Annotated in this window: 11 protein-coding genes; 8 read left to right on the top strand and 3 right to left on the bottom strand. The window is 69.2% G+C overall.

Annotated features, from left to right (window positions below):
• The first annotated feature begins 36 nt into the window (after positions 1-36).
• The 3 genes from MJ605_RS17190 (at position 37) to MJ605_RS17180 (ending at position 6752) form a co-directional block, all read left to right on the top strand.
• Complete coding sequence (locus MJ605_RS17190) at positions 37-2328, top strand: NADP-dependent malic enzyme (RefSeq protein WP_243042734.1); 2292 nt, start codon at positions 37-39, stop codon at positions 2326-2328.
• 380 nt (positions 2329-2708) lie between these two features.
• The gene (gene aceE / locus MJ605_RS17185; protein ID WP_243042732.1) at positions 2709-5402 is read left to right on the top strand and encodes a pyruvate dehydrogenase (acetyl-transferring), homodimeric type; all 2694 of its coding nucleotides are present in this window, start codon (positions 2709-2711) and stop codon (positions 5400-5402) included.
• Between the two features lie 132 nt (positions 5403-5534).
• A complete protein-coding gene (locus MJ605_RS17180) occupies positions 5535-6752 on the top strand; it encodes a low temperature requirement protein A (RefSeq protein ID WP_243042730.1) in 1218 nt (405 codons plus the stop codon).
• 153 nt (positions 6753-6905) lie between these two features.
• Here MJ605_RS17180 and MJ605_RS17175 read toward each other — a convergent pair whose 3' ends face one another.
• Positions 6906-7934: a 2-dehydropantoate 2-reductase gene (locus MJ605_RS17175; protein WP_243042728.1), complete on the bottom strand. Its 1029-nt coding sequence runs from the start codon at positions 7932-7934 to the stop codon at positions 6906-6908.
• Complete coding sequence (locus MJ605_RS17170; RefSeq protein ID WP_243042727.1) at positions 7931-9589, bottom strand: FAD-binding dehydrogenase; 1659 nt, start codon at positions 9587-9589, stop codon at positions 7931-7933. Before MJ605_RS17170 ends, MJ605_RS17175 begins: the two co-directional genes overlap by 4 nt.
• A gap of 433 nt (positions 9590-10022) precedes the next feature.
• Here MJ605_RS17170 and MJ605_RS17165 point away from each other — a divergent pair, with 433 nt between their 5' ends.
• From MJ605_RS17165 to lpdA, 3 genes are all read left to right on the top strand, one after another.
• Positions 10023-10898 carry a mechanosensitive ion channel family protein gene (locus tag MJ605_RS17165; RefSeq protein ID WP_243042725.1) on the top strand — a complete coding sequence of 292 codons (876 nt, stop codon included), beginning with the start codon at positions 10023-10025 and terminating at the stop codon, positions 10896-10898.
• Positions 10899-11031: 133 nt separating this feature from the next.
• On the top strand, positions 11032-12714 hold the full coding sequence (aceF, locus tag MJ605_RS17160) for a dihydrolipoyllysine-residue acetyltransferase (protein WP_243042723.1): 1683 nt from the start codon (positions 11032-11034) through the stop codon (positions 12712-12714).
• A gap of 95 nt (positions 12715-12809) precedes the next feature.
• Entirely contained in the window at positions 12810-14654 is a 1845-nt protein-coding gene (gene lpdA / locus MJ605_RS17155) for a dihydrolipoyl dehydrogenase (protein ID WP_243042721.1), read from the top strand.
• 84 nt (positions 14655-14738) lie between these two features.
• Here lpdA and dinB read toward each other — a convergent pair whose 3' ends face one another.
• Entirely contained in the window at positions 14739-15851 is a 1113-nt protein-coding gene (dinB, locus tag MJ605_RS17150) for a DNA polymerase IV (RefSeq protein WP_345779546.1), read from the bottom strand.
• Positions 15852-16038: 187 nt separating this feature from the next.
• Between dinB and MJ605_RS17145 the strand changes: the two genes are divergently transcribed.
• Both MJ605_RS17145 and MJ605_RS17140 read left to right on the top strand, forming a co-directional pair.
• The gene (locus MJ605_RS17145) at positions 16039-17367 is read left to right on the top strand and encodes an APC family permease (RefSeq protein ID WP_243042719.1); all 1329 of its coding nucleotides are present in this window, start codon (positions 16039-16041) and stop codon (positions 17365-17367) included.
• A gap of 88 nt (positions 17368-17455) precedes the next feature.
• Entirely contained in the window at positions 17456-19642 is a 2187-nt protein-coding gene (locus MJ605_RS17140) for a beta-galactosidase (protein ID WP_243042717.1), read from the top strand.
• Positions 19643-19742 lie beyond the last annotated feature (100 nt).

Below are 19742 nucleotides of genomic sequence, written 5' to 3'. Positions count from 1 at the left end.
GGCAACCGGCTTCCCCTCATCCGATCAACGCATCCCATGGCCCTCCCCGAAGAATTGCGCCACGCCGCGCTCGAGTACCACCGTTTCCCTCGCCCGGGCAAGATCAAGGTTTCGGCTACCAAGCCGATGCTGACCCAGCGCGACCTCGCACTGGCCTACTCGCCCGGCGTGGCCTACGCCTGCGAAGCCATCGTGGACGATCCCACCGTCGCCAGCGAAGTCACCGCGCGCGGCAACCTGGTGGCGGTGATCACCAACGGCACCGCCGTGCTGGGCCTGGGCAACATCGGCCCGCTGGCCGGCAAGCCGGTGATGGAAGGCAAGGGCGTGCTGTTCCAGAAGTTCGCCGGCATCGACGTGTTCGACATCGAGATCAACGAGCACGACCCGGACAAGCTGGTCGACATCATTGCCTCGCTGGAGCCGACCTTCGGCGGCATCAACCTGGAGGACATCAAGGCGCCGGAGTGCTTCATCGTCGAGCGCAAGCTGCGCGAGCGCATGAAGATCCCGGTGTTCCACGACGACCAGCACGGCACCGCCATCATCGTCGGCGCCGCCGTGCTCAATGCGCTGGAAGTGGTGGGCAAGAAGATCGGCAACGTGAAGCTGGCCACCACTGGCGTCGGCGCGGCCGGCATCGCCTGCCTGGACATGCTGGTGGCACTGGGCCTCAAGCCCGAGAACATCCTGGCCTACGACCGCGACGGCGTGCTCTACACCGGCCGCGACCAGATGGATCCGGACAAGCAGCGTTATGCGCGCGACACCGACAAGCGCACCCTGGCGGAGGTGGTCGCCGGCGCCGATGTGTTCCTGGGCCTGTCGGCGGGCGGCATCCTCAAGCCCGAGATGGTCGCCAGCATGGCCGACCGGCCGATCATCCTCGCGCTGGCCAACCCCAATCCCGAGATCAACCCGGAAGACGCCAGGAAGGTGCGTCCGGACTGCATCATCGCCACCGGCCGCTCGGACTATCCGAACCAGGTCAACAACGCGCTGTGCTTCCCGTACATCTTCCGCGGCGCGCTGGACGTGGGCGCCACCGTCATCAACGAGGCGATGAAGACCGCCTGCGTGCGCGCCATCGCCGGGCTGGCCCGGATGGAAGCCGGCGATCTCGCCAGCGCCTATGGCGGCGACGTGCCGACCTTCGGCGCGGACTACCTGATCCCGCGCCCGTTCGACCCGCGCCTGCTGGTGATGCTGGCGCCGGCCGTGGCCCAGGCCGCGATGGACTCGGGCGTGGCCACGCGCCCCATCGTGGACATGGAGGCCTACAAGGAAAAGCTCGGCCAGTTCATCTACCGCACCGGCCTGGTGATGAAGCCGGTGTACGAGCAGGCGCGCGCCGACCGCAAGCGCGTGGTCTATGCCGAGGGCGAGGAGGAGACCGTGCTGCGCGCCGTGCAGACGGTGGTCGACGAGCGCCTGGCGTTCCCGATCCTGATCGGCCGCCCGGACGTGATCGAGTCGCGCATCCAGCGCCTGGGCCTGCGCCTGCGCGAGGGCGTGGACTTCGAGCTCACCAACATCAACGACGATCCGCGCTTCAACGAGTACTGGCAGCAGTACTACGCGCTGACCGAGCGCCGCGGCGTGACGCCGGCGGCGGCGAAGAACCTGATGCGCTCGCGGCCCACCCTGATCGCCTCGCTGATGGTCGAGCGCGGCGAGGCTGACGCGATGATCTGCGGCCTGGTCGGCCGTTTCCACAAGAAGCTCGGCTACCTGCGCACCGTGTTCGGCCTCGACCCCGGCATCCAATGCACCTCGGCGATGACCGGCGTGATCAACGACCAGGGCGCCTGGTTCTTCCTCGACACCCACGTGCAGTGCGACCCCACCGCCGAGCAGATCGCCGAGGCCACGCTGCAGGCCACCTACCGCCTGAAGCTGTTCGGCGTGGAGCCGAAGGTGGCGCTGCTGTCGCACTCCAACTACGGCAGCCACGACAACCCGAGCGCGGCCAAGATGCGCAAGGTGTGGCAGATCCTCAAGCAGCGCGCGCCGAAGCTGGACATGGACGGCGAGATGCAGGCCGACACCGCGTGGGACGAGGCGCTGCGCCAGCGCCTGTTCCCCAACACCACGCTGAGCGGCCGCGCCAACCTGTTCGTGATGCCGAACCTGGACGCGGCGAACATCGCCTACAACATCGTGCGCGTGATGACCGACGGCGTGGCCATCGGCCCGATCCTGATGGGCATCAACAAGCCGGCCCACATCCTTACCCCGGCGGCGACGCCGCGCCGCGTGGTGAACATGACCGCGATCGCGGCGGTGGATGCGCAGATCCGCGCGGCGCAGAGTGAGCGGCGGAGTTGATGGGGGAGGGGCGGGGCCTTCGGGCCCCGTTTCCTTATTTTGGCGTGTCGCCCCATGCCGCTTTCCGTAGGAGCGCACCCTGTGCGCGACCTCCTTTCGCCTCGGTCTTTGACGCCATCCCGGCCCTTGCCCCCTTTTGTGGGGTGCGCCAGGATGACGAGCAAAAGGCGGTCGCGCACAGGGTGCGCTCCTACAGTCGCGATGGAAATTTGCGGCAACGCAACATAAAACATCCAACCCCATTCGCCGCCGTACTGCCACGATCCAATTGGCGAAAAACCCCGCCAGAGATAAACTCGGCCAGTTCCCCGCCTCCCCAAGCCCGAGGCGTCCACCTACAGCCGCGCCATCCCCCGGCGCCGCGGAGAGAGAAGCTCCCCATGGATCAGCTCGACGACATCCTCCACCAGGACCTCGACCCCACCGAAACCCAGGAATGGGTCGAATCGCTCAATGCGGTCATCAACCATGACGGCACCGAGCGCGCGCACTACCTGCTGGAGAAGATGGTCGATTCGACGCGCCGGGCCGGCGGCTACCTGCCGTTCAACCCGACCACCGAATACGTCAACACCATTGCCCCGGCCAACGAGGCCAAGATGCCGGGCGATGCGGCGATGGAATGGCGCATCCGCACCCTGATCCGCTGGAACGCGATGGCCATGGTGGTGCGCGCCAACCGCAAGCCGGGCGAGCTGGGCGGCCATATCGCCAGCTTCGCGTCCTCGGCGACGCTGTACGACGTGGGCTTCAACCATTTCTGGCGCGCGCCCAGTGCCGACCATCCGGGCGACCTGGTGTTCCACCAGGGCCATTCCAGCCCGGGCATCTATGCGCGCTCCTTCCTGGAAGGCCGCATCGCCGAGGAGCAGTTGGACCTGTTCCGCATGGAAGTGGCCGGCCACGGCCGTGGCCTGTCCTCGTACCCGCATCCCTGGCTGATGCCGGACTACTGGCAGGTGCCGACGGTGTCGATGGGCCTCGGTCCGATCCAGGCGATCTACCAGGCGCAGTTCTGGAAGTACCTGGAACACCGCGGCCTGATGCCCAAGACCGACCGCAAGATCTGGTGCTTCATGGGCGACGGCGAGACCGACGAGCCGGAGTCGCTGGGCGCCATCTCGCTGGCCGGCCGCGAGGGCCTGGACAACCTGGTGTTCGTGATCAACTGCAACCTGCAGCGCCTGGACGGTCCGGTGCGCGGCAACGGCAAGATCATCCAGGAATTGGAAGGCGTGTTCCGCGGCGCCGGCTGGAACGCCATCAAGGTGATCTGGGGCAGCTACTGGGATCCGCTCCTGGCTCGCGACACCAAGGGCGTGCTGCGCAAGCTGATGATGGAGACCGTCGACGGCGAGTACCAGGCGTGCAAGGCCTTCGGCGGCGCGTACACGCGCGAGCACTTCTTCAACAAGTATCCCGAGACCCGCGAGATGGTCGCCAACCTGTCGGACGACGACATCTGGCGCCTCAACCGCGGCGGCCATGACCCGCACAAGGTCTACGCGGCCTACCACCAGGCGGTGAACACTCAGGGCATGCCCACGGTGATCCTGGCCAAGACGGTCAAGGGCTACGGCATGGGCGCGGCCGGCGAGTCGCAGAACCCGACGCACCAGCAGAAGAAGCTGGACGCCGACGCCGTGCGCCACTTCCGCGACCGCTTCAACATTCCTGTGACGGACGACAAGCTGGCCGACGTGCCGTACTACCACCCGGGCAAGGATTCGCCGGAAGTGGAGTACATGCTCGAGCGCCGCCGCGCGCTGGGCGGCTTCCTGCCGCAGCGCCGCCGCCATGCCGACGTGAAGCTGAAGGCGCCGGAGCTGCCGGCGTTCGCGCAGATCACCAACGGCACTGGCGAGCGCGAGATCTCCACCACCATGGCGCTGGTACGCGGCATGAACCTTTTGCTGCGCGACAAGCAGATCGGCGAGCGCATCGTGCCGATCGTGGCCGACGAGGCGCGCACCTTCGGCATGGAAGGCATGTTCCGCCAGATCGGCATCTACGCGCCGTTCGGCCAGAAGTACCGCCCGCAGGACGCCGACCAGCTGCTGTACTACCGCGAGGACCAGAAGGGCCAGGTGCTGCAGGAAGGCATCTCCGAGGCCGGCGGCATGGCCGCCTGGATGGCTGCGGCCACCAGCTACAGCATCAGCAACCAGCCGATGCTGCCGTTCTTCATCTACTACTCGATGTTCGGCTTCCAGCGCATCGGCGACCTGGCCTGGGCGGCCGGCGACATGCGCGCGCGCGGCTTCCTGATCGGCGGTACCTCGGGTCGCACCACGCTCAACGGCGAGGGCCTGCAGCACGAGGACGGTCACTCGCACCTGTTGTCCGGCGCGATCCCGAACGTGAAGTCGTATGACCCGACGTTCTCCTACGAGATCGCGGTGATCCTGCAGGACGGCACCCGCCGCATGCTGCAGGAGCAGGAGGACGTGTACTACTACATCACCGTGATGAACGAGAACTACAGCCATCCCGACCTGCCGCAGGGCGTGGAGGAGGGCATCATCAAGGGCATGTACCTGTTCAAGGACGCCGGCAAGCCGAAGAAGGGCGAGCCGCGCGTGCAGCTGCTGGGTTCGGGCACGATCCTGCGCGAGGTGATCGCCGCGGCCGAGCTGCTGGAGAAGGACTTCGGCGTCACCGCCGATATCTGGTCCTGCCCGAGCTTCACCGAGCTGCGCCGTGATGGCTTCGACGCCGAGCGCTGGAACCGCCTGCATCCGGAAGCCGAGCAGCGCGTGCCGTACGTCACCGGCCTGCTGCAGGGCCGCCAGGGCCCGGCCATCGCCGCCACCGACTACGTGCGCGAGTTCGCCGACCAGATCCGCGCCTTCGTGCCGGACGGCATGCACTACACGGTGCTGGGCACCGACGGCTTCGGCCGCTCGGATACCCGCGCGCACCTGCGCGGCTTCTTCGAGGTGGACCGCTACTGGATCGCCCACGCCGCGCTGGCCGCGCTGGCGAAGGACGGCAAGGTCAATGCCAAGGACGTGGCGCGCGCCATCAAGACCTACAAGCTCGATCCGGACAAGCCCAATCCGCTGACGGTCTGAGCCGGGAAGGAACGGTCACGAAAGGCCCCGCCCTGTGCGGGGCCTTTCGTTTTCATGCGTCCTGGATGGCGGGGCATTCCGGCCCGGCCCCCGCCCGTGCGATAACGGAAGCGACCACCGGGAGGCCGCGCGATGTCCGAGATGCCCCATGCCGAAGGAGACCATGTACCGAGCCTGCTGCGCGCCCGCCAGCCGGGCGAGCATGGCAAGGTCACGAATGTCGAACTGTTCTTCGACCTGGTGTTCGTCTATGCGGTCACCCAGCTCTCGCATACCTTGCTGCACAATTTGGACGCGACCGGTGCCGCGCGCGTGCTGCTGCTGTTCCTGGCGGTGTGGTGGGTATGGATCTTCACCGGCTGGATCACCAACTGGCTGGACCCGGAGCGGCTGGCGGTGCGCCTGCTGGTGCTGGTGCTGATGTTCGCCGGCCTGCTGCTGTCCACCGCGCTGCCGGATGCCTTCGGTGGCCATGGGCTGATCTTCGCCGGCGCCTATGTGTTCATGCAGGTGGGCCGTTCGTGCTTCATGGTCTGGGCCCTGCACCGCTCGCCGCGCGAGGCCCGCTACAACTTCTACCGCATCACGCTGTGGCTGTGCGCGTCGGGCGCGCTGTGGATCGCCGGCGGTCTGGCCGGTGGCGAGGCGCGCCTGGACTGGTGGGTCGTCGCGCTGGGCATCGAATACCTGGGGCCGGCGGCGTTCTTCTACGTGCCGGGCCTGGGGCGCTCCAGCACGCGGGAGTGGGACGTGGAGGGCGGCCACATGGCCGAGCGCTGCAGCCTGTTCGTCATCATCGCGCTGGGCGAGTCGGTGGTGGTGACCGGCAGCAGTTTCGCCGAGGGCGGGCGCGAGCCGGCGGCGTGGCTGGCCTTCGCCATTGCCTTCGTCGGCTGCGTGGCGATGTGGTGGATCTATTTCGACCTCGGCGCCGAGCGCGGTAGCCGCTCGATCCGTCAGTCGGCCGACCCTGGCCGTGCCGCCCGGCTGGGTTATACCTACCTGCACTTGCCGATCGTGGCGGGCATCGTGGTCGGCGCGGTGGGCGACGAGCTGAGCCTGAGCGAACCCCACGGCCATGCCGGTCCGGCCCAGGTCGCGGTGCTGCTGGGCGGGCCGGCGCTGTACCTGCTGGGCAATGCGCTGTTCAAGCAGAGCGTCAACCGAACCCATCTGCCGTTGTCGCACTTGGTGGGCATTGCCCTGCTGCTGGTGCTGCTATGGCCGGCCGCCTCGCTGCCCACGCTTGCGTTATCGGTGTTGACGACCGTGGTACTCGTGCTGGTGGCCGTGTGGGAGACGCTGTCGCTGCGCAACCTGCGACGCGAGCTTTATGCGGCGCAGGAGTAGCCCTTTCCCGCCCCGCCCACACAACCATGTAAGAGCGCACCCAGTGCGCGACCGCGGCGCGCCAGACATACGCCCCGCATCCACGGAATGCGACATGGCGCATTGCCGTTCGTCCTGCGTTTCCGCGTCACCGGTCGCGCACTGGGTGCGCTCCTACAGGGGGGAAGGGAGGCGCTGCAGTTCGTGGAGCAGCGAGGCGGCGTCCCAGCGGCGCGGCGCCTGTTCGGCCTCGTGCACCAGCGCTACCAGGCGAGCATTCACCGGCGCGGGCAGGTGTTGACGTTCGGCAAGGCGCACGATCTCGCCGTTGATCGCGTCCACCTCGGTGGGCCGCCCGCGTTGCAGGTCCTCCCACATGGACGAACGCGCGAGCGGATCGATCGCCAGCATGCGCGAGGCGATGCGGCGGAAGCCGGCATCCGGCAGTTCCAGCACGCGCGGCAGCCAGCGCGGCGGCAACGGCGTGAGGCGGGCGGGGCGGATGCCGGCCGCGGCGAACGCCGCCAGCGCCTCGCGTTGTGCCATCGCAAGGCAGCGCCGCCAGGCGCGCTGCGACAGTTCCTCGCGCAGCGGCAGGTCCGATAGCGCATTGAGCGCGTTATTGAGGTTGAGCAGCAGCTTGGCGGCCAGCACGGCGGGCATGTCCTGGCGCGGCAGCAAGGGCACGCCGGCGGCGGCGAATAACGGCAGGTAGGCCGCCAGCGCCTCGTGCGCCTGCACCATCAGCGCGCCGCCCGAGCCCTGGTGGAAATCGCCCGGCACGCGCTGCAGCACGTTGAACGGCACCATGCCCGCCAGCACGGGATGGCCGGGCAGCGCCTCGCGCAGGATCGCGGCGTTGTGCAGCCCGTTCTGGAAGCTGACCACCGGCACGCCCGGCGCCAGCACCGTGGCGAGTTCGCGCGCCACCGTCGCGGTGGCCGCGGATTTCACCGTTACCAGCACCAGGTGCGCCTTGGCGGCGGCGAACGGGTCGGCCTTCAGTTCCACCTCGCGGGCCGCCACGTGCTCGTGGCCGCCCTCCAGGTCGCTCCAGTCCAGTCCGTGCAGGCGCCAGGCGTCCATCACCCGGCGGCGGCCGATGCAAGTGACGCGCGCCTGTTCGTGCAGCCGCGCGGCCAGGTAGCCACCCACGCTGCCCGCGCCATAGATGGCGATGCGCGGCAAGGCGTGCGCGCTCATGTGATCGCCATCGCCACCGCGCGCCCGGCGATACGGCCGGAGAACAGGCAGCCGCCGAGGAAGCTGCCTTCCAGGGCGCGGTAGCCGTGCAAGCCGCCGCCGCCGAAGCCCGCCGCCTCGCCGGCGGCGTACAGGCCGGGCAGCGGTTGGCCGTCGTGGCCCAGCACGCGCGCCTGCAGGTCGGTTTCCAGTCCGCCGAGGGTCTTGCGGGTGAGGATGTTCAGCCGTACCGCGATCAGTGGGCCGTTGGCCGGGTCGAGCAGGCGATGCGGCCTGGCCACGCGCACCAGCCGGTCGCCGCGATAGCGGCGCGCGTTGTGGATAGCCATCGCTTGGCCGTCCTTGGCGAACGGGTTGTCGAACTGCAGGTCGCGCGCCTCGATCTCGCGGCGCAGGTGGGTCGCGTCGAGCAGGCCATTGCCCGCCAGCGCGTTCATGCTGGCGACGAGTTCTTCCAGCGTGTCGCGCACCACGAAGTCGCGGCCATGCCGCTTGAACGCTTCCACCGGGGCGGGCGCGGCCTTGCCGATGGCGCGCCGGGCGACCTGGCGCCAGCTCTTGCTGGTGAGGTCGGGATTCTGCTCCGAGCCGGACAGCGCGAACTCGCGGCGGATGATCTGCTGGTCGAGCACGAACCAGCTGTAGTCATGGCCGGTGCGGCGCAGATATTGAAGCGTGCCCAGCGTATCGAAGCCCGGCCACAGCGGCCCCGGCAGGCGCTGGCCGGTGGCGTCGAACCACAGCGGGGACGGCCCGGGCAGGATGCGGATGGCGTGCATCGGCCAGATCGGGTCCCAGTTCTCGATGCCTTCCACGTAGTGCCACATGCGGTCGCGGTTGATCAGCCGCGCGCCGGCCGCTTCGCTGATGCCGAGCATGCGCCCGTCCACGTGCGCGGGCACGCCGCACAGCATGTGCGCGGGTGGCGGTCCCAGCCGTTCCGGCCAGTGGCGCCGCACCAGCTCGTGGTTGCCGCCGATGCCGCCGGAAGCCACGATCACCGCCTGCGCATGCTGCTCGAACGGCTGCGCCACCTCGCGCGAGCTGGGCCTGCCGCGTTCCGCCGCATCGGGGACGAGCACGCTGCCGCGCACGCCCGTCACGGCGCCGCCCTCCACGATCAGTTCGTCCACGCGGTGGCGGAAGCCGAAGCGCAGCGTGCCCTTCGCCTCCGCCGCGCGGGCGCGCCGCACGAACGGCTCGATCACGCCCGGGCCGGTGCCCCAGGTGACGTGGAAGCGCGGCACCGAGTTGCCGTGCCCGATCGCGCCATGCCCGCCGCGCTCGGCCCAGCCCACCACGGGGAACCAGCGCATGCCCATCGCATGCAGCCAGGCGCGCTTCTCGCCGGCCGCGAAATCGACATAGGCCTCGGCCCAGCGGCGAGGCCAGTGGTCTTCCGCGCGATCGAACGCGGCGGTGCCCATCCAGTCGGACAGCGCCAGCGCGTGCGAATCGCGCACGCCCATGCGCCGCTGTTCCGGCGAATCGACGAAGAACAGGCCGCCGAACGACCAGAAGGCCTGTCCCCCCAGGCTTTGTTCCGGCTCCTGCTCCAGCACCAGCACGCGCCTGCCGGCACCGGCCAGTTCCGTGGCGGCGACCAGGCCGGCCAGGCCCGCGCCCACCACGATCGCATCCCATCCCTCGCGCATCCCACGACTCCCCTCATGGCGATCCTTGCGGTCGAAAGTAGCGTGCCGGCCAGGGCATTCCTATGCGCGCTGCGTCATGGCGCGGAAGATGGCCATGACCGATGGCACGCCATGACCACAGGCCCATGCCCCCGCACCGCAACATGGTGCATGGTGCAGGCTTGGCCTGCGCGGTGACGGATCCATCGGGGATGCCGCCCGCTAGCAACGGCCGCAAGAACACGACGGATAACAAGAAGCTGGTAACAGCCAAGGATCGTGCGCGCGCCGGCTGAGGCGACTCCGCGCACGCATCGACCGGTCGCCTGCTCCCCAGCACGACCTTGGGCCGCGTCCTTATCCTCGGCGCGGCTTTTTTACATGGGCATGCAACGGAACCTTGATCGCCGGGCTGCTAGTCTCGCGGCGGTTTGTCCGCACGAGTCGCCCATCCATGCACGATCTGCTCACCCGCCTGCATTTCTCCGAGACCGCCGTCACCACTCTCATCAACCTGTGCATCGCCCTGGTGATGCTGCTGGTCGGCCTGTGGCTGGCCGCGCGCACGGCCAATCTGGCGCGCCGCGCGATGCACCGCGCCAACGTCGATGAAACCCTCAGCGGCTTCCTGCGCAACCTGATCAATGGCGTGCTGATCGCGCTGCTGGTGGTGATGGCGCTGCAGCAGGCCGGCGTGCCCTCGGCGCCGCTGGTCGCCGCGCTGGGCGCGGGCGGCCTGGCCATCGGCCTGGCCCTGCAGGGTTCGCTCAGCAACCTGGCCTGGGGCGTGCTGCTGATCGTGTTCCGCCCGTTCCGGGTGGGCGACTACGTGCTGGCCGGGGGCACCGAGGGCACGGTGGAGAGCGTCAGCCTGATGCATACCCTGCTGGTGCTGCCCGACAACCGCGAGGCGGTGGTGCCCAACGCCAAGATCGGCTCGGACGCCATCGTCAACTTCAATCGGCGCGGCACCCGCCGCTTCGAGCTGCGGGTGGGTATCGGCTACCAGGACGACATCGGCAGGGCGATGGAGGTGATCCGCCAGCTGTTCGCCGCCGACGCGCGCATCCTGCGCGATCCCGCGCCGGGCGTATGGACCGAGAGCCTGGGCGACAGCGCCGTGGTGCTGGTGCTGCGCGCCTACACCCGCAGCGCCGACGGCTGGGCGGCGCAGACCGACCTGCTGCGCGCGGTGAAGGAACGCTTCGGCGCCGAGGGCATCAGCATCCCGTACCCGCAGCGGGAAGTGACCTGGACCCAGGGCCAGGCGCCGGTGCGGCCGGCCGCTCCCGACCGGGCCGGGACAGTGGGTCCGGACGGCATCCGGTAGGGCTGCATACGTATGCGCATGGTCGATTTAAACGATCCAAAAGCGACCGAAAACGGGTGTCGTTCGCTATGATTGACGCCTTGCGCGGCCGTCATCCCCGCCGGCCCGCCATCGCCATCCCGTAGGAGAAACCATGGCCGACCTCAAAGAAGCACGCGTTCCCGATATCGGCAGCGAGAACGTGCCGGTGATCGAAGTGCTGGTGAAACCCGGTGACAGGGTCACCAAGGAACAAGGCCTGGTGACCCTGGAGTCGGACAAGGCGACCATGGAAGTGCCCGCGCCGTTCGCGGGCACGGTGAAGGAAATGAAGCTCAAGGTTGGCGACGAGGTGTCCGAGGGCGCCCTGATCGCCATCATCGAAGCCGAGGGCGAGGCCGCCGCGGCCGCCGCGGCGCCGGCCAAGGCCGAGGCGCCCGCCAAGTCGGCCCCCGCACCCGCACCCGCACCCGCTCCGGCTCCCGCCACCGTGCCAGCCACTGGCGGCGGCGTGCGGGAAGTGCGCGTGCCGGATATCGGCAGCAGCGACGTGCCGGTGATCGAGATCCTGGTCAAGGTGGGCGACACCATCGCCAAGGACCAGGGCCTGATCACGCTGGAATCGGACAAGGCCACCATGGAAGTCCCGGCGCCGTTCGCCGGCGTGGTGAAGGAACTGAAGGTCAAGGTGGGCGACGAGCTTTCCGAGGGCGCCCTGATCGCCCTGGTCGAGGCCGCCGGCGGCGGCGCCGCACCAGTGCCGGCCCCGCAGGCCACGGCGCCCGCCAAGGTGGAAGCGCCCAAGGTCGAGGAAAAGCCCGCCCCGATCGGCGGCCGCAGCGTGCTGCCGGGCAATGCGCCGGAAGGCGACGTGCCGCCCACCGTGCGCCCGCCGTTCGACGCCGGCATCGTGATGCCGGGTGACGCCCCCTACGCCAGCCCGGCCATCCGCGCCTTCGCGCGCGAGCTGGGCGTGGACATCCGCCAGGTGAAGGGCACCGGCCGCAGCGGCCGCATCCAGCGCGAGGACGTCACCGGCTACGTCAAGCACGCGCTCGCTTCCGGCGCGCGCCCCAGCGGCGCCCCGGTCGCCACGGGCGGTGGCCTCAACCTGCTGCCGTGGCCCAAGGTCGACTTCAGCAAGTTCGGCGAGATCGAAGAGAAGCCGCTGTCGCGCATCCAGAAGATCTCCGGCGCCAACCTGGCGCGCAACTGGGCGATGATCCCGCACGTCACCCAGCACGAGGACGCCGACATCACCGAGCTGGAGGCCTTCCGCAAGAAGCTCGGCGAGGAGAACAAGGACCTCAAGATCACCCCGCTGGTGTTCCAGATCAAGGCGGTGGTGGCGGCGCTGAAGAAGTTCCCGCAGTTCAACGCCTCGCTGGACGAGACCGGCGAGAAGCTGGTCCTCAAGAAGTACTTCCACATCGGCATCGCGGTGGACACGCCCGATGGCCTGGTGGTGCCGGTGATCCGCGACTGCGACAAGAAAGGCCTGCTGGACCTGGCCATCGAGCTGGGCGAGATCTCCAAGAAGGCGCGCGACAAGAAGCTCGGCCCCAACGAGATGTCCGGCGGCTGCTTCTCGATCTCCTCGCTGGGCGGCATCGGCGGCACCGCGTTCACGCCGATCGTCAATGCGCCGGAGGTGGCCATCCTGGGCGTCTCCAAGGCATCCACCAAGCCGGTATGGAATGGCAAGGAGTTCGCTCCGCGCCTGATCCTGCCGCTGTCGCTCTCCTACGACCATCGCGTGATCGACGGCGCGCTCGCCGCGCGCTTCGCCACCTTCCTCGCGCAGCAGCTGGGCGACATCCGCCGCCTGCTCCTCTAATGGCTCCCTCTCCCCTGCGGGGAGAGGGTTGGGGTGAGGGGGCGGCTCTTGCGTCGCCCCACATGCGTAGCGAATAGAAATTCCAAGGATTCCCCATGGCAAGCACCATCGAAATCAAGGTTCCCGACATCGGCGGTCACGACAACGTGCCGGTGATCGAGGTGCTGGTGAAGGTCGGCGACACGGTCGCCAAGGAACAGAGCCTGATCACGCTCGAATCGGACAAGGCGACGATGGAAATCCCGTCGAGCGCCGCCGGCGTCATCAAGGAGCTGAAGGTCAAGGTCGGCGATGAAGTTTCGGAAGGTGCGGTGATCGCCGTGATGGAAGCAGCGGACGCCGGCACTTCTTCCTCTTCCCAGCGGGGAGAGGGCCGAGGTGAGGGGCCGACCGCGCCCCAGTCCAGCTCAAGCGCCGGCGCGAGCAACGCTCCCGCAAGCCCCGTCCCCTCACCCCAATCCTCTCCCCAAAGGGGAGAGGGAGTAAAGGCGGCGCCGAAGGCTGCCGGCGCCTCCGGCCGCACGCCCGACATCACCTGCAAGCTGGTCGTGCTCGGCTCGGGCCCGGGCGGCTACACGGCCGCGTTCCGCGCCGCCGACCTGGACGTGGACACCGTGCTGGTGGAGCGCTATGCCGCGCTGGGCGGCGTGTGCCTCAATGTGGGCTGCATCCCTTCCAAGGCGCTGCTGCATGCCGCGGCGGTGATCGACGAGGCGGCGGCGATGGCCGAGCACGGCGTCAGCTTCGGCGCGCCCAAGCTCGACCTGGACAAGCTGCGCGACTTCAAGACCAAGGTGGTCGGCAAGCTCACCGGCGGCCTGGCCACCATGGCCAAGCAGCGCAAGGTACGCACCGTGCAGGGCGTGGGCACGTTCGTCTCGCCGAACGAGATGGAAGTCCAGACGGCCGAAGGCACCAAGCTGATCCGCTTCGAACAGGCCATCATCGCCGCCGGCTCGCAGGCGGTGCGCCTGCCCGCGTTCCCCTGGGACGATCCGCGCGTGATGGATTCCACCGGCGCGCTGGAGTTGAAGGACGTTCCGAAGAAGCTGCTGGTGGTCGGCGGCGGCATCATCGGCCTGGAGATGGCCACGGTGTATTCGGCGCTCGGCAGCGAGGTGACCGTGGTCGAGTTCATGGACCAGATCATCCCCGGCGCCGACGCCGACCTGGTCAAGCCGCTGGCGCAGCGCCTGGGCAAGAAGCTCAAGGGCGTGCACCTCAAGACCAAGGTGGTGGAGGCCAAGGCCACCAAGAAGGGCATCGAGGTCGGCTACGAGGGCGAGAGCATCCCCGAGACCACCGTGTTCGACCGCGTGCTGGTCGCCGTGGGCCGCTCGCCCAACGGTAACAAGATCGGCGCCGACAAGGCCGGCGTGGCCGTCACCGAGCGCGGCTTCATCAACGTCGACACGCAGATGCGCACCAACGTGCCGCACATCTTCGCCATCGGCGACCTGGTGGGCCAGCCGATGCTGGCGCACAAGGCCACCCACGAGGCGCGTGTCGCGGCTGAAGTCGTGTCGGGCATGAAGAGCCATTTCGACGCGCGCGTGATCCCGTCGGTGGCCTTCACCGATCCGGAAGTGGCATGGGTGGGCGTGACCGAGCGCGAGGCCAAGGACAAGGGCCTGAAGATCGGCGTGGGCAAGTTCCCATGGGCGGCCAGCGGCCGCGCCATCGGCATCGACCGCACCGAGGGCTTCACCAAGCTGCTGTTCGACGAGGAGACGCACCGCATCGTCGGCGGCGCCATCGTCGGCCCGCACGCGGGCGACCTCATCAGCGAGATCGCGCTGGCGATCGAGATGGGCGCGGAGGCGGCCGACATCGGCCTGACCATCCATCCGCACCCGACCCTGAGCGAGTCGGTGGGCATGGCGGCCGAGGCCTACGAAGGCACCATCACCGACCTGTACCTGCCGAAGAAGAAAAAATAGGTCCTGGGACCGTGTCGAGAAAGCCCGGGCCAGCCCGGGCTTTTTTTCGCCGCTACCGCGCCGGCGCCGACAACGCGGGGCCGGTCAGCTACCCCGGACGGACGTCGGCATGCCGAACAGGTCGCTCTGCGCGGCGAAACTCTCGGCATCGACGAAGCCGGCCAGGCCCACGCCCACCAGGCGATAGCGCGTGTCGGCGGGCCGGTCCACGCGTTCGCGCAGGTCGCAGGCGATGGCCGCCAGTTCGGCGGCGGAGACGGGCAGCAGGGGCGGCGTGAGGCTGCGGGTCAGCGTCTGGAAGTCCGAGGTCTTGAGCTTCAGCACCACGGTGCGGGCCACGCGCCCGTGCGGTCCCTGCGTCTCGCGCTGGTATCCGGCCCAGGTCTTTTCGGCCAGCCGGTGGATATGGGGCGCCAGTTCGTCCAGGGCCAGGTCGTGCTCGAAGGTGTCCTCGGCCGAGACCTGCAGGGTGGGACGGTCCGGCTGCACCGGGTGCTCGTCGATGCCCAGCGACAGCTCGTGCAGGCGCCGTCCCCAGCGGCCGAAGCGCTGCTCCAGTTCCTGCGCCGGATGCGTGCGCAGCTCGCCCACGGTGGCGATGCCCAGTTCGGCGAGCCGGCGCTCCATCACCTTGCCCACGCCCGGCAAGCGGCCCACCGGCAGCGGTGCGAGGAAAGCCTCCACCTGGTGCGGGCGTATCACGAACAGCCCGTCGGGCTTGCGCCAGTCTGAGGCGATCTTGGCCAGGAACTTGTTGGGCGCCACGCCGGCCGAGGCGGTGAGCCGGGTTTCCTCGCGGATGGCCGCACGGATCGCCTCCGCCGTGGCGGTGGCCGAGGGCAGGGCGGTCCGGGTGGCGGTGACGTCGAGATAGGCCTCGTCCAGCGACAGCGGCTCGATCAGCCCGGTGTGCCGCGCGAAGATCTCGCGCACCTGCCGCGACACCGCCTTGTAGCGGGAGAAATCCGGTGGCACGAAGATCGCCTGCGGGCACAGCCGCTCGGCGCGCACCGCCGGCATCGCCGAACGCACGCCGAACCGGCGCGCCTCGTAGCTGGCGGCGCACACCACCGAGCGCGCGCCACGCCACGCCACCACCACCGGCTTGCCGCGCAGCGAGGGGTCGTCGCGCTGCTCCACGGAGGCGTAGAACGCGTCCATGTCGACATGGATGATCTTGCGGGACGAAGGCGGCACGACGGGCTTGCGGGTGGACGGGTGCGCACAGTCAAGCACGAAACGCGCGGGAAAGCGCGGGACGCATGCCGTGCTCGCGCAAAAACAGCCATCCATTCCGGGAGTTGCGGATGCCTGTCGATGCGGGTGGCGTACTCGCGCTATCGTCCGTGCTTCGTATCCGCCGCCCAGCAGGCCGCCGCGCCCCATGATCGCCGAGACTCCTCCCTCGTACCTGCGCCGCCTGGGCACCTGGGATGCCGCCGCCATCGTGATCGGCGGGGTGATCGGCGCCGGCATCTTCCGCAGCGCCTCCACGGTGGCCGAGCGCACCGCCTCCGGCGCGCAGCTGCTGTCGCTGTGGGCCATCGGCGGCCTGCTCACCCTGGCCGGCGTGCTGTGCTACGCGGAACTGGGCGCGCGGCGGCCGCAGGCGGGTGGCGTCTACATCTACCTGCGCGAGGCGTTCGGGCAGCTGCCTGCGTTCCTGTTCGGCTGGACCATGGCGCTGATCAACTACCCCGGCAGCGTGGCGGCGGTGGCCACCACCTTCGCCAACTACGCCTGCGCCGCGATCGGCCTGCCGACGCCCTGGGTCAAGCCGGTGGCGGCGGGCGCCATCGCGCTGATCGTGGGCGTGAACTTCTTCGGCATCCGCGCCGGCTCGCGCATGCTCAACCTGTTCACCCTGCTCAAGCTTTCGGCCATCGCGCTGGTGGTGGTGGCCGGCGTGGTACTGGCGCACGGCTCGTTCGGCGCGGTGCTGGCAACGGATGCCGCGCACCCGGTGCCGCCCGGCGCCTTCCTCGGCGCCCTGCTGCCGGTGCTGTTCACCTATGGCGGCTTCCATTACCTCAACGACCTGGCCGGCGAGGTGCGCGATCCGCAAAAGACCTTGCCGCGCGCGCTCGGCCTGGGCCTGGGCGGCGTGGTGGTGTGCTACGTGCTGGTCAACATCGCCTACCTGGCGGGGCTGGGACATGGCGGACTGGCCGCCAGCCACGCGCCGGCGGCTGACCTGATGCGCCGCCTGTTCGGCGAGCGCGGCGCCACGGTGATCGCGGTAGGCATCGCCTGCTCCACCTTCGGTTATTGCAGCATCGCCATCGCGGGCGGCGCGCGCGTGCTGCAGACCATGGGTGCCGACGGCATGCTGTTCCGCGCGGTGGGCCGCATCGACGCGCGCTCGCACGCGCCGCGCGTGGCGCTGGCGGTGCTGGGCGGCTGGGCCATCGTGCTGGTGGTCTCCGGCAGCTTCGACCAGCTGGTGGACTACACCACGGTCGGCGAATGGCTGTCGCATGCGTTCGGCATCGCCACGCTGTTCTGGTACCGCTGGCGTTTCCGCGACCGGCCGTCGCCGTACCGGGTGCCGCTGTATCCACTGTTGCCACTGCTGTTCGTGGGCACCGTGCTGGGCGTGATCGTGATCACCGCGATCCGTTCGCCGGGCGACGCGGGCATGAGCCTGCTGCTGATCGGGGTCGGCGTGCCGGTGTACTACGCATGGCGCGCGTGGCAGCGCCACACGGCATGAAATTGCGTCCCGGCCGCGGCGGCAGGCAGCAAGGCAGCCTTCAGTCGAGGCAGGCATACTGCCGCCATTTCCACGTGCCGAGCCGCCGATGAACCGGATCGCTCCCCTTGCCCTGTCCTGCCTGCTGGTGCTGGCCGGTTGCCACAAGGCCAGTGACACCGACCGGGCGGACCTCAGCAAGGCCGCCACGCCGGTTCCCGCGCCCCAGGCCCAGTCGCCGGCCGCCGGGCCGGTCACGCAGACCGTGCTCGACCATGTACAGCGCGACGGCGCGCCGGTCACGGTGACCGGCATGTCGCTGCAGCGCTACGTGTTCCAGCCCGCGGCGCAGCCGCAGGTGGTGGTATCGCTGAGCCAGGGCGAGTGGGACTGGTCGAAGGAAGGTGCCATGCGCGTGGACGTGCAGAACGCCATGTCCTGGGCGGTGACGCTGACGGTGGACATCGACGGCGCGAAGGAGGGCGAGCGCCTGCATGCCACCATCGGCATTCCGGCCGGACCGCCGCAGACGCTGGTGATCCCCCTGCATGCGACCTCGCCGCGCGCGATGGGCATGCAGGTCGGCCCGCCGATGCCGTACCTGGCGGGCGGCAAGCGCGTCTACGTGGCGACCACGGTGGAGGGTTCGCTCGACCTCGCCCACGTGAAGGCGGTGCGCCTGGGCATGCCCGCGCCCACGGCGCCGCAGACGCTGCTGTTCGGCAAGCTCGACACCTCGCGCGGCGACCACGAGCTGCGCGACGCCTATACCGGCATCGTCGATGCGTGGGGCCAGTACACGCGTGGCCAGTGGCCGGGCAAGGTGGATTCGGACGAGGCGCTGCGCGGCAACCGCCATGGTTCCCGTACCGTGGCCGTGCCGGCGCCGGAGGTGCGCAAGGGCTTCGACCGCTACGGCGGCCGCACCGACCTGGCCGCGTTCAAGCCCAGCGGCTGGTTTCGTACCGAGCACCGCGACGGCCGCTGGTTCCTGGTCACGCCGGAAGGGCACGCGTTCTTCTCGCTGGGCGTGAACGTGGTGGACGACGACGGCGGCCGTACCTACATCGACGGCCGCGAGTTCATGTTCAAGGACCTGCCGCACCACAACGGCCGCTGGGCGCCGTTCTACGGCAGCGACGGCAAGCCGGCTGGCGGGCAGCAGGCTTCCGCCGGGCTGGGCTTCCACCAGGGGCACTGGTTCGACTACTACTCGGCCAACCTGTTCCTCGCCGACGGCCACCGCTGGCGACAGGCCTGGCGTGCACGCACCGTCGAGCGACTGGCGCACTGGGGCTTCAACACCCTGGGCGACTGGAGCGACGATGCGCTGGCGCAGATGCACCGCTTCGCCTATACGCGGCCGATCAACATCAGCGGCGTGTTCGGCAACGTCTCCAGCGGCTACGACTACTGGGGCCGCATGCCCGATCCGTTCGACCCGCGCTTTGCGCAGGCCGTCGACATCGCGGCGGCGCAGGCCGCCAGGGAAGTGCGCGACGATCCCTGGCTGCTCGGCTATTTCGCCGACAACGAACTGGCCTGGGCCGGGCAGGGGCCGCAGGGCCGGTGGGGACTGGCACAGGGCACCTTGCGCGGCGAGGCGCGCAGTCCCGCCAAGCAGGCCTTCATCGCGGCGCTGAAGCGCAAGTACGGCGATGCCGGCAAGCTCGCCGCCGCCTGGGGCATCGCGTTGGATGGATGGGAGGCGCTCAATGCCGCCAACTTCCCCGCACCCACGCCGGACGAGGCGCATCCGGCCATCGCCGAGGACTACAGCACCTGGCTGCGCCAGTACGCCGACCAGTATTTCCACACCGTGGCGCAGGCCATCCACCGGCACGACCCGCACCACCTGTTCCTGGGCGGCCGCTTCGCGGCCAGCACGCCCGAGGCGGTGGCCTCCTGCGCGCAGTTCTGCGACGTGGTCAGCTTCAACGCCTACGCCGACGTACCCGAGCACGCGTTCGACGCGGCCGCCTTCGCCAAGCTGGACAAGCCGGCGCTGATCACCGAATTCCACTTTGGCTCGGACGACCGCGGCCCGTTCGGCAAGGGCCTGGTGCCAGTGTGGACCGAGCAGCAGCGCGGCGAGGCGTACGCGCGCTACATCGCGGCGGCCGCGGCCGATCCGGTGATCGTCGGCGCGCACTGGTTCCAGTACGTGGACCAGCCGATCACCGGACGCCTGATCGACGGCGAGAACGCGCACATCGGCCTGGTGGCGATCACCGACCGTCCGTTCAAGGACTTCGTGGACGCGGTGCGCGAGGCCAATCGCAAGACGGGTTATTAGAGCCCGTTTCGTTTCTCCTGTGGGAGCGCACCCTGTGCGCGACGGCATTGCCGGTTTCGCTGCGCAGGCCTGTCGCGCACAGGGTGCGCTCCCACAAAAA

The sequence above is a fragment of the Dyella sedimenti genome (assembly GCF_022760995.1).
GTDB lineage: Bacteria > Pseudomonadota > Gammaproteobacteria > Xanthomonadales > Rhodanobacteraceae > Dyella > Dyella sedimenti.
Note: the sequence above shows the minus strand (reverse complement) of the source record. Positions and strands in the feature narration are given on the sequence as shown.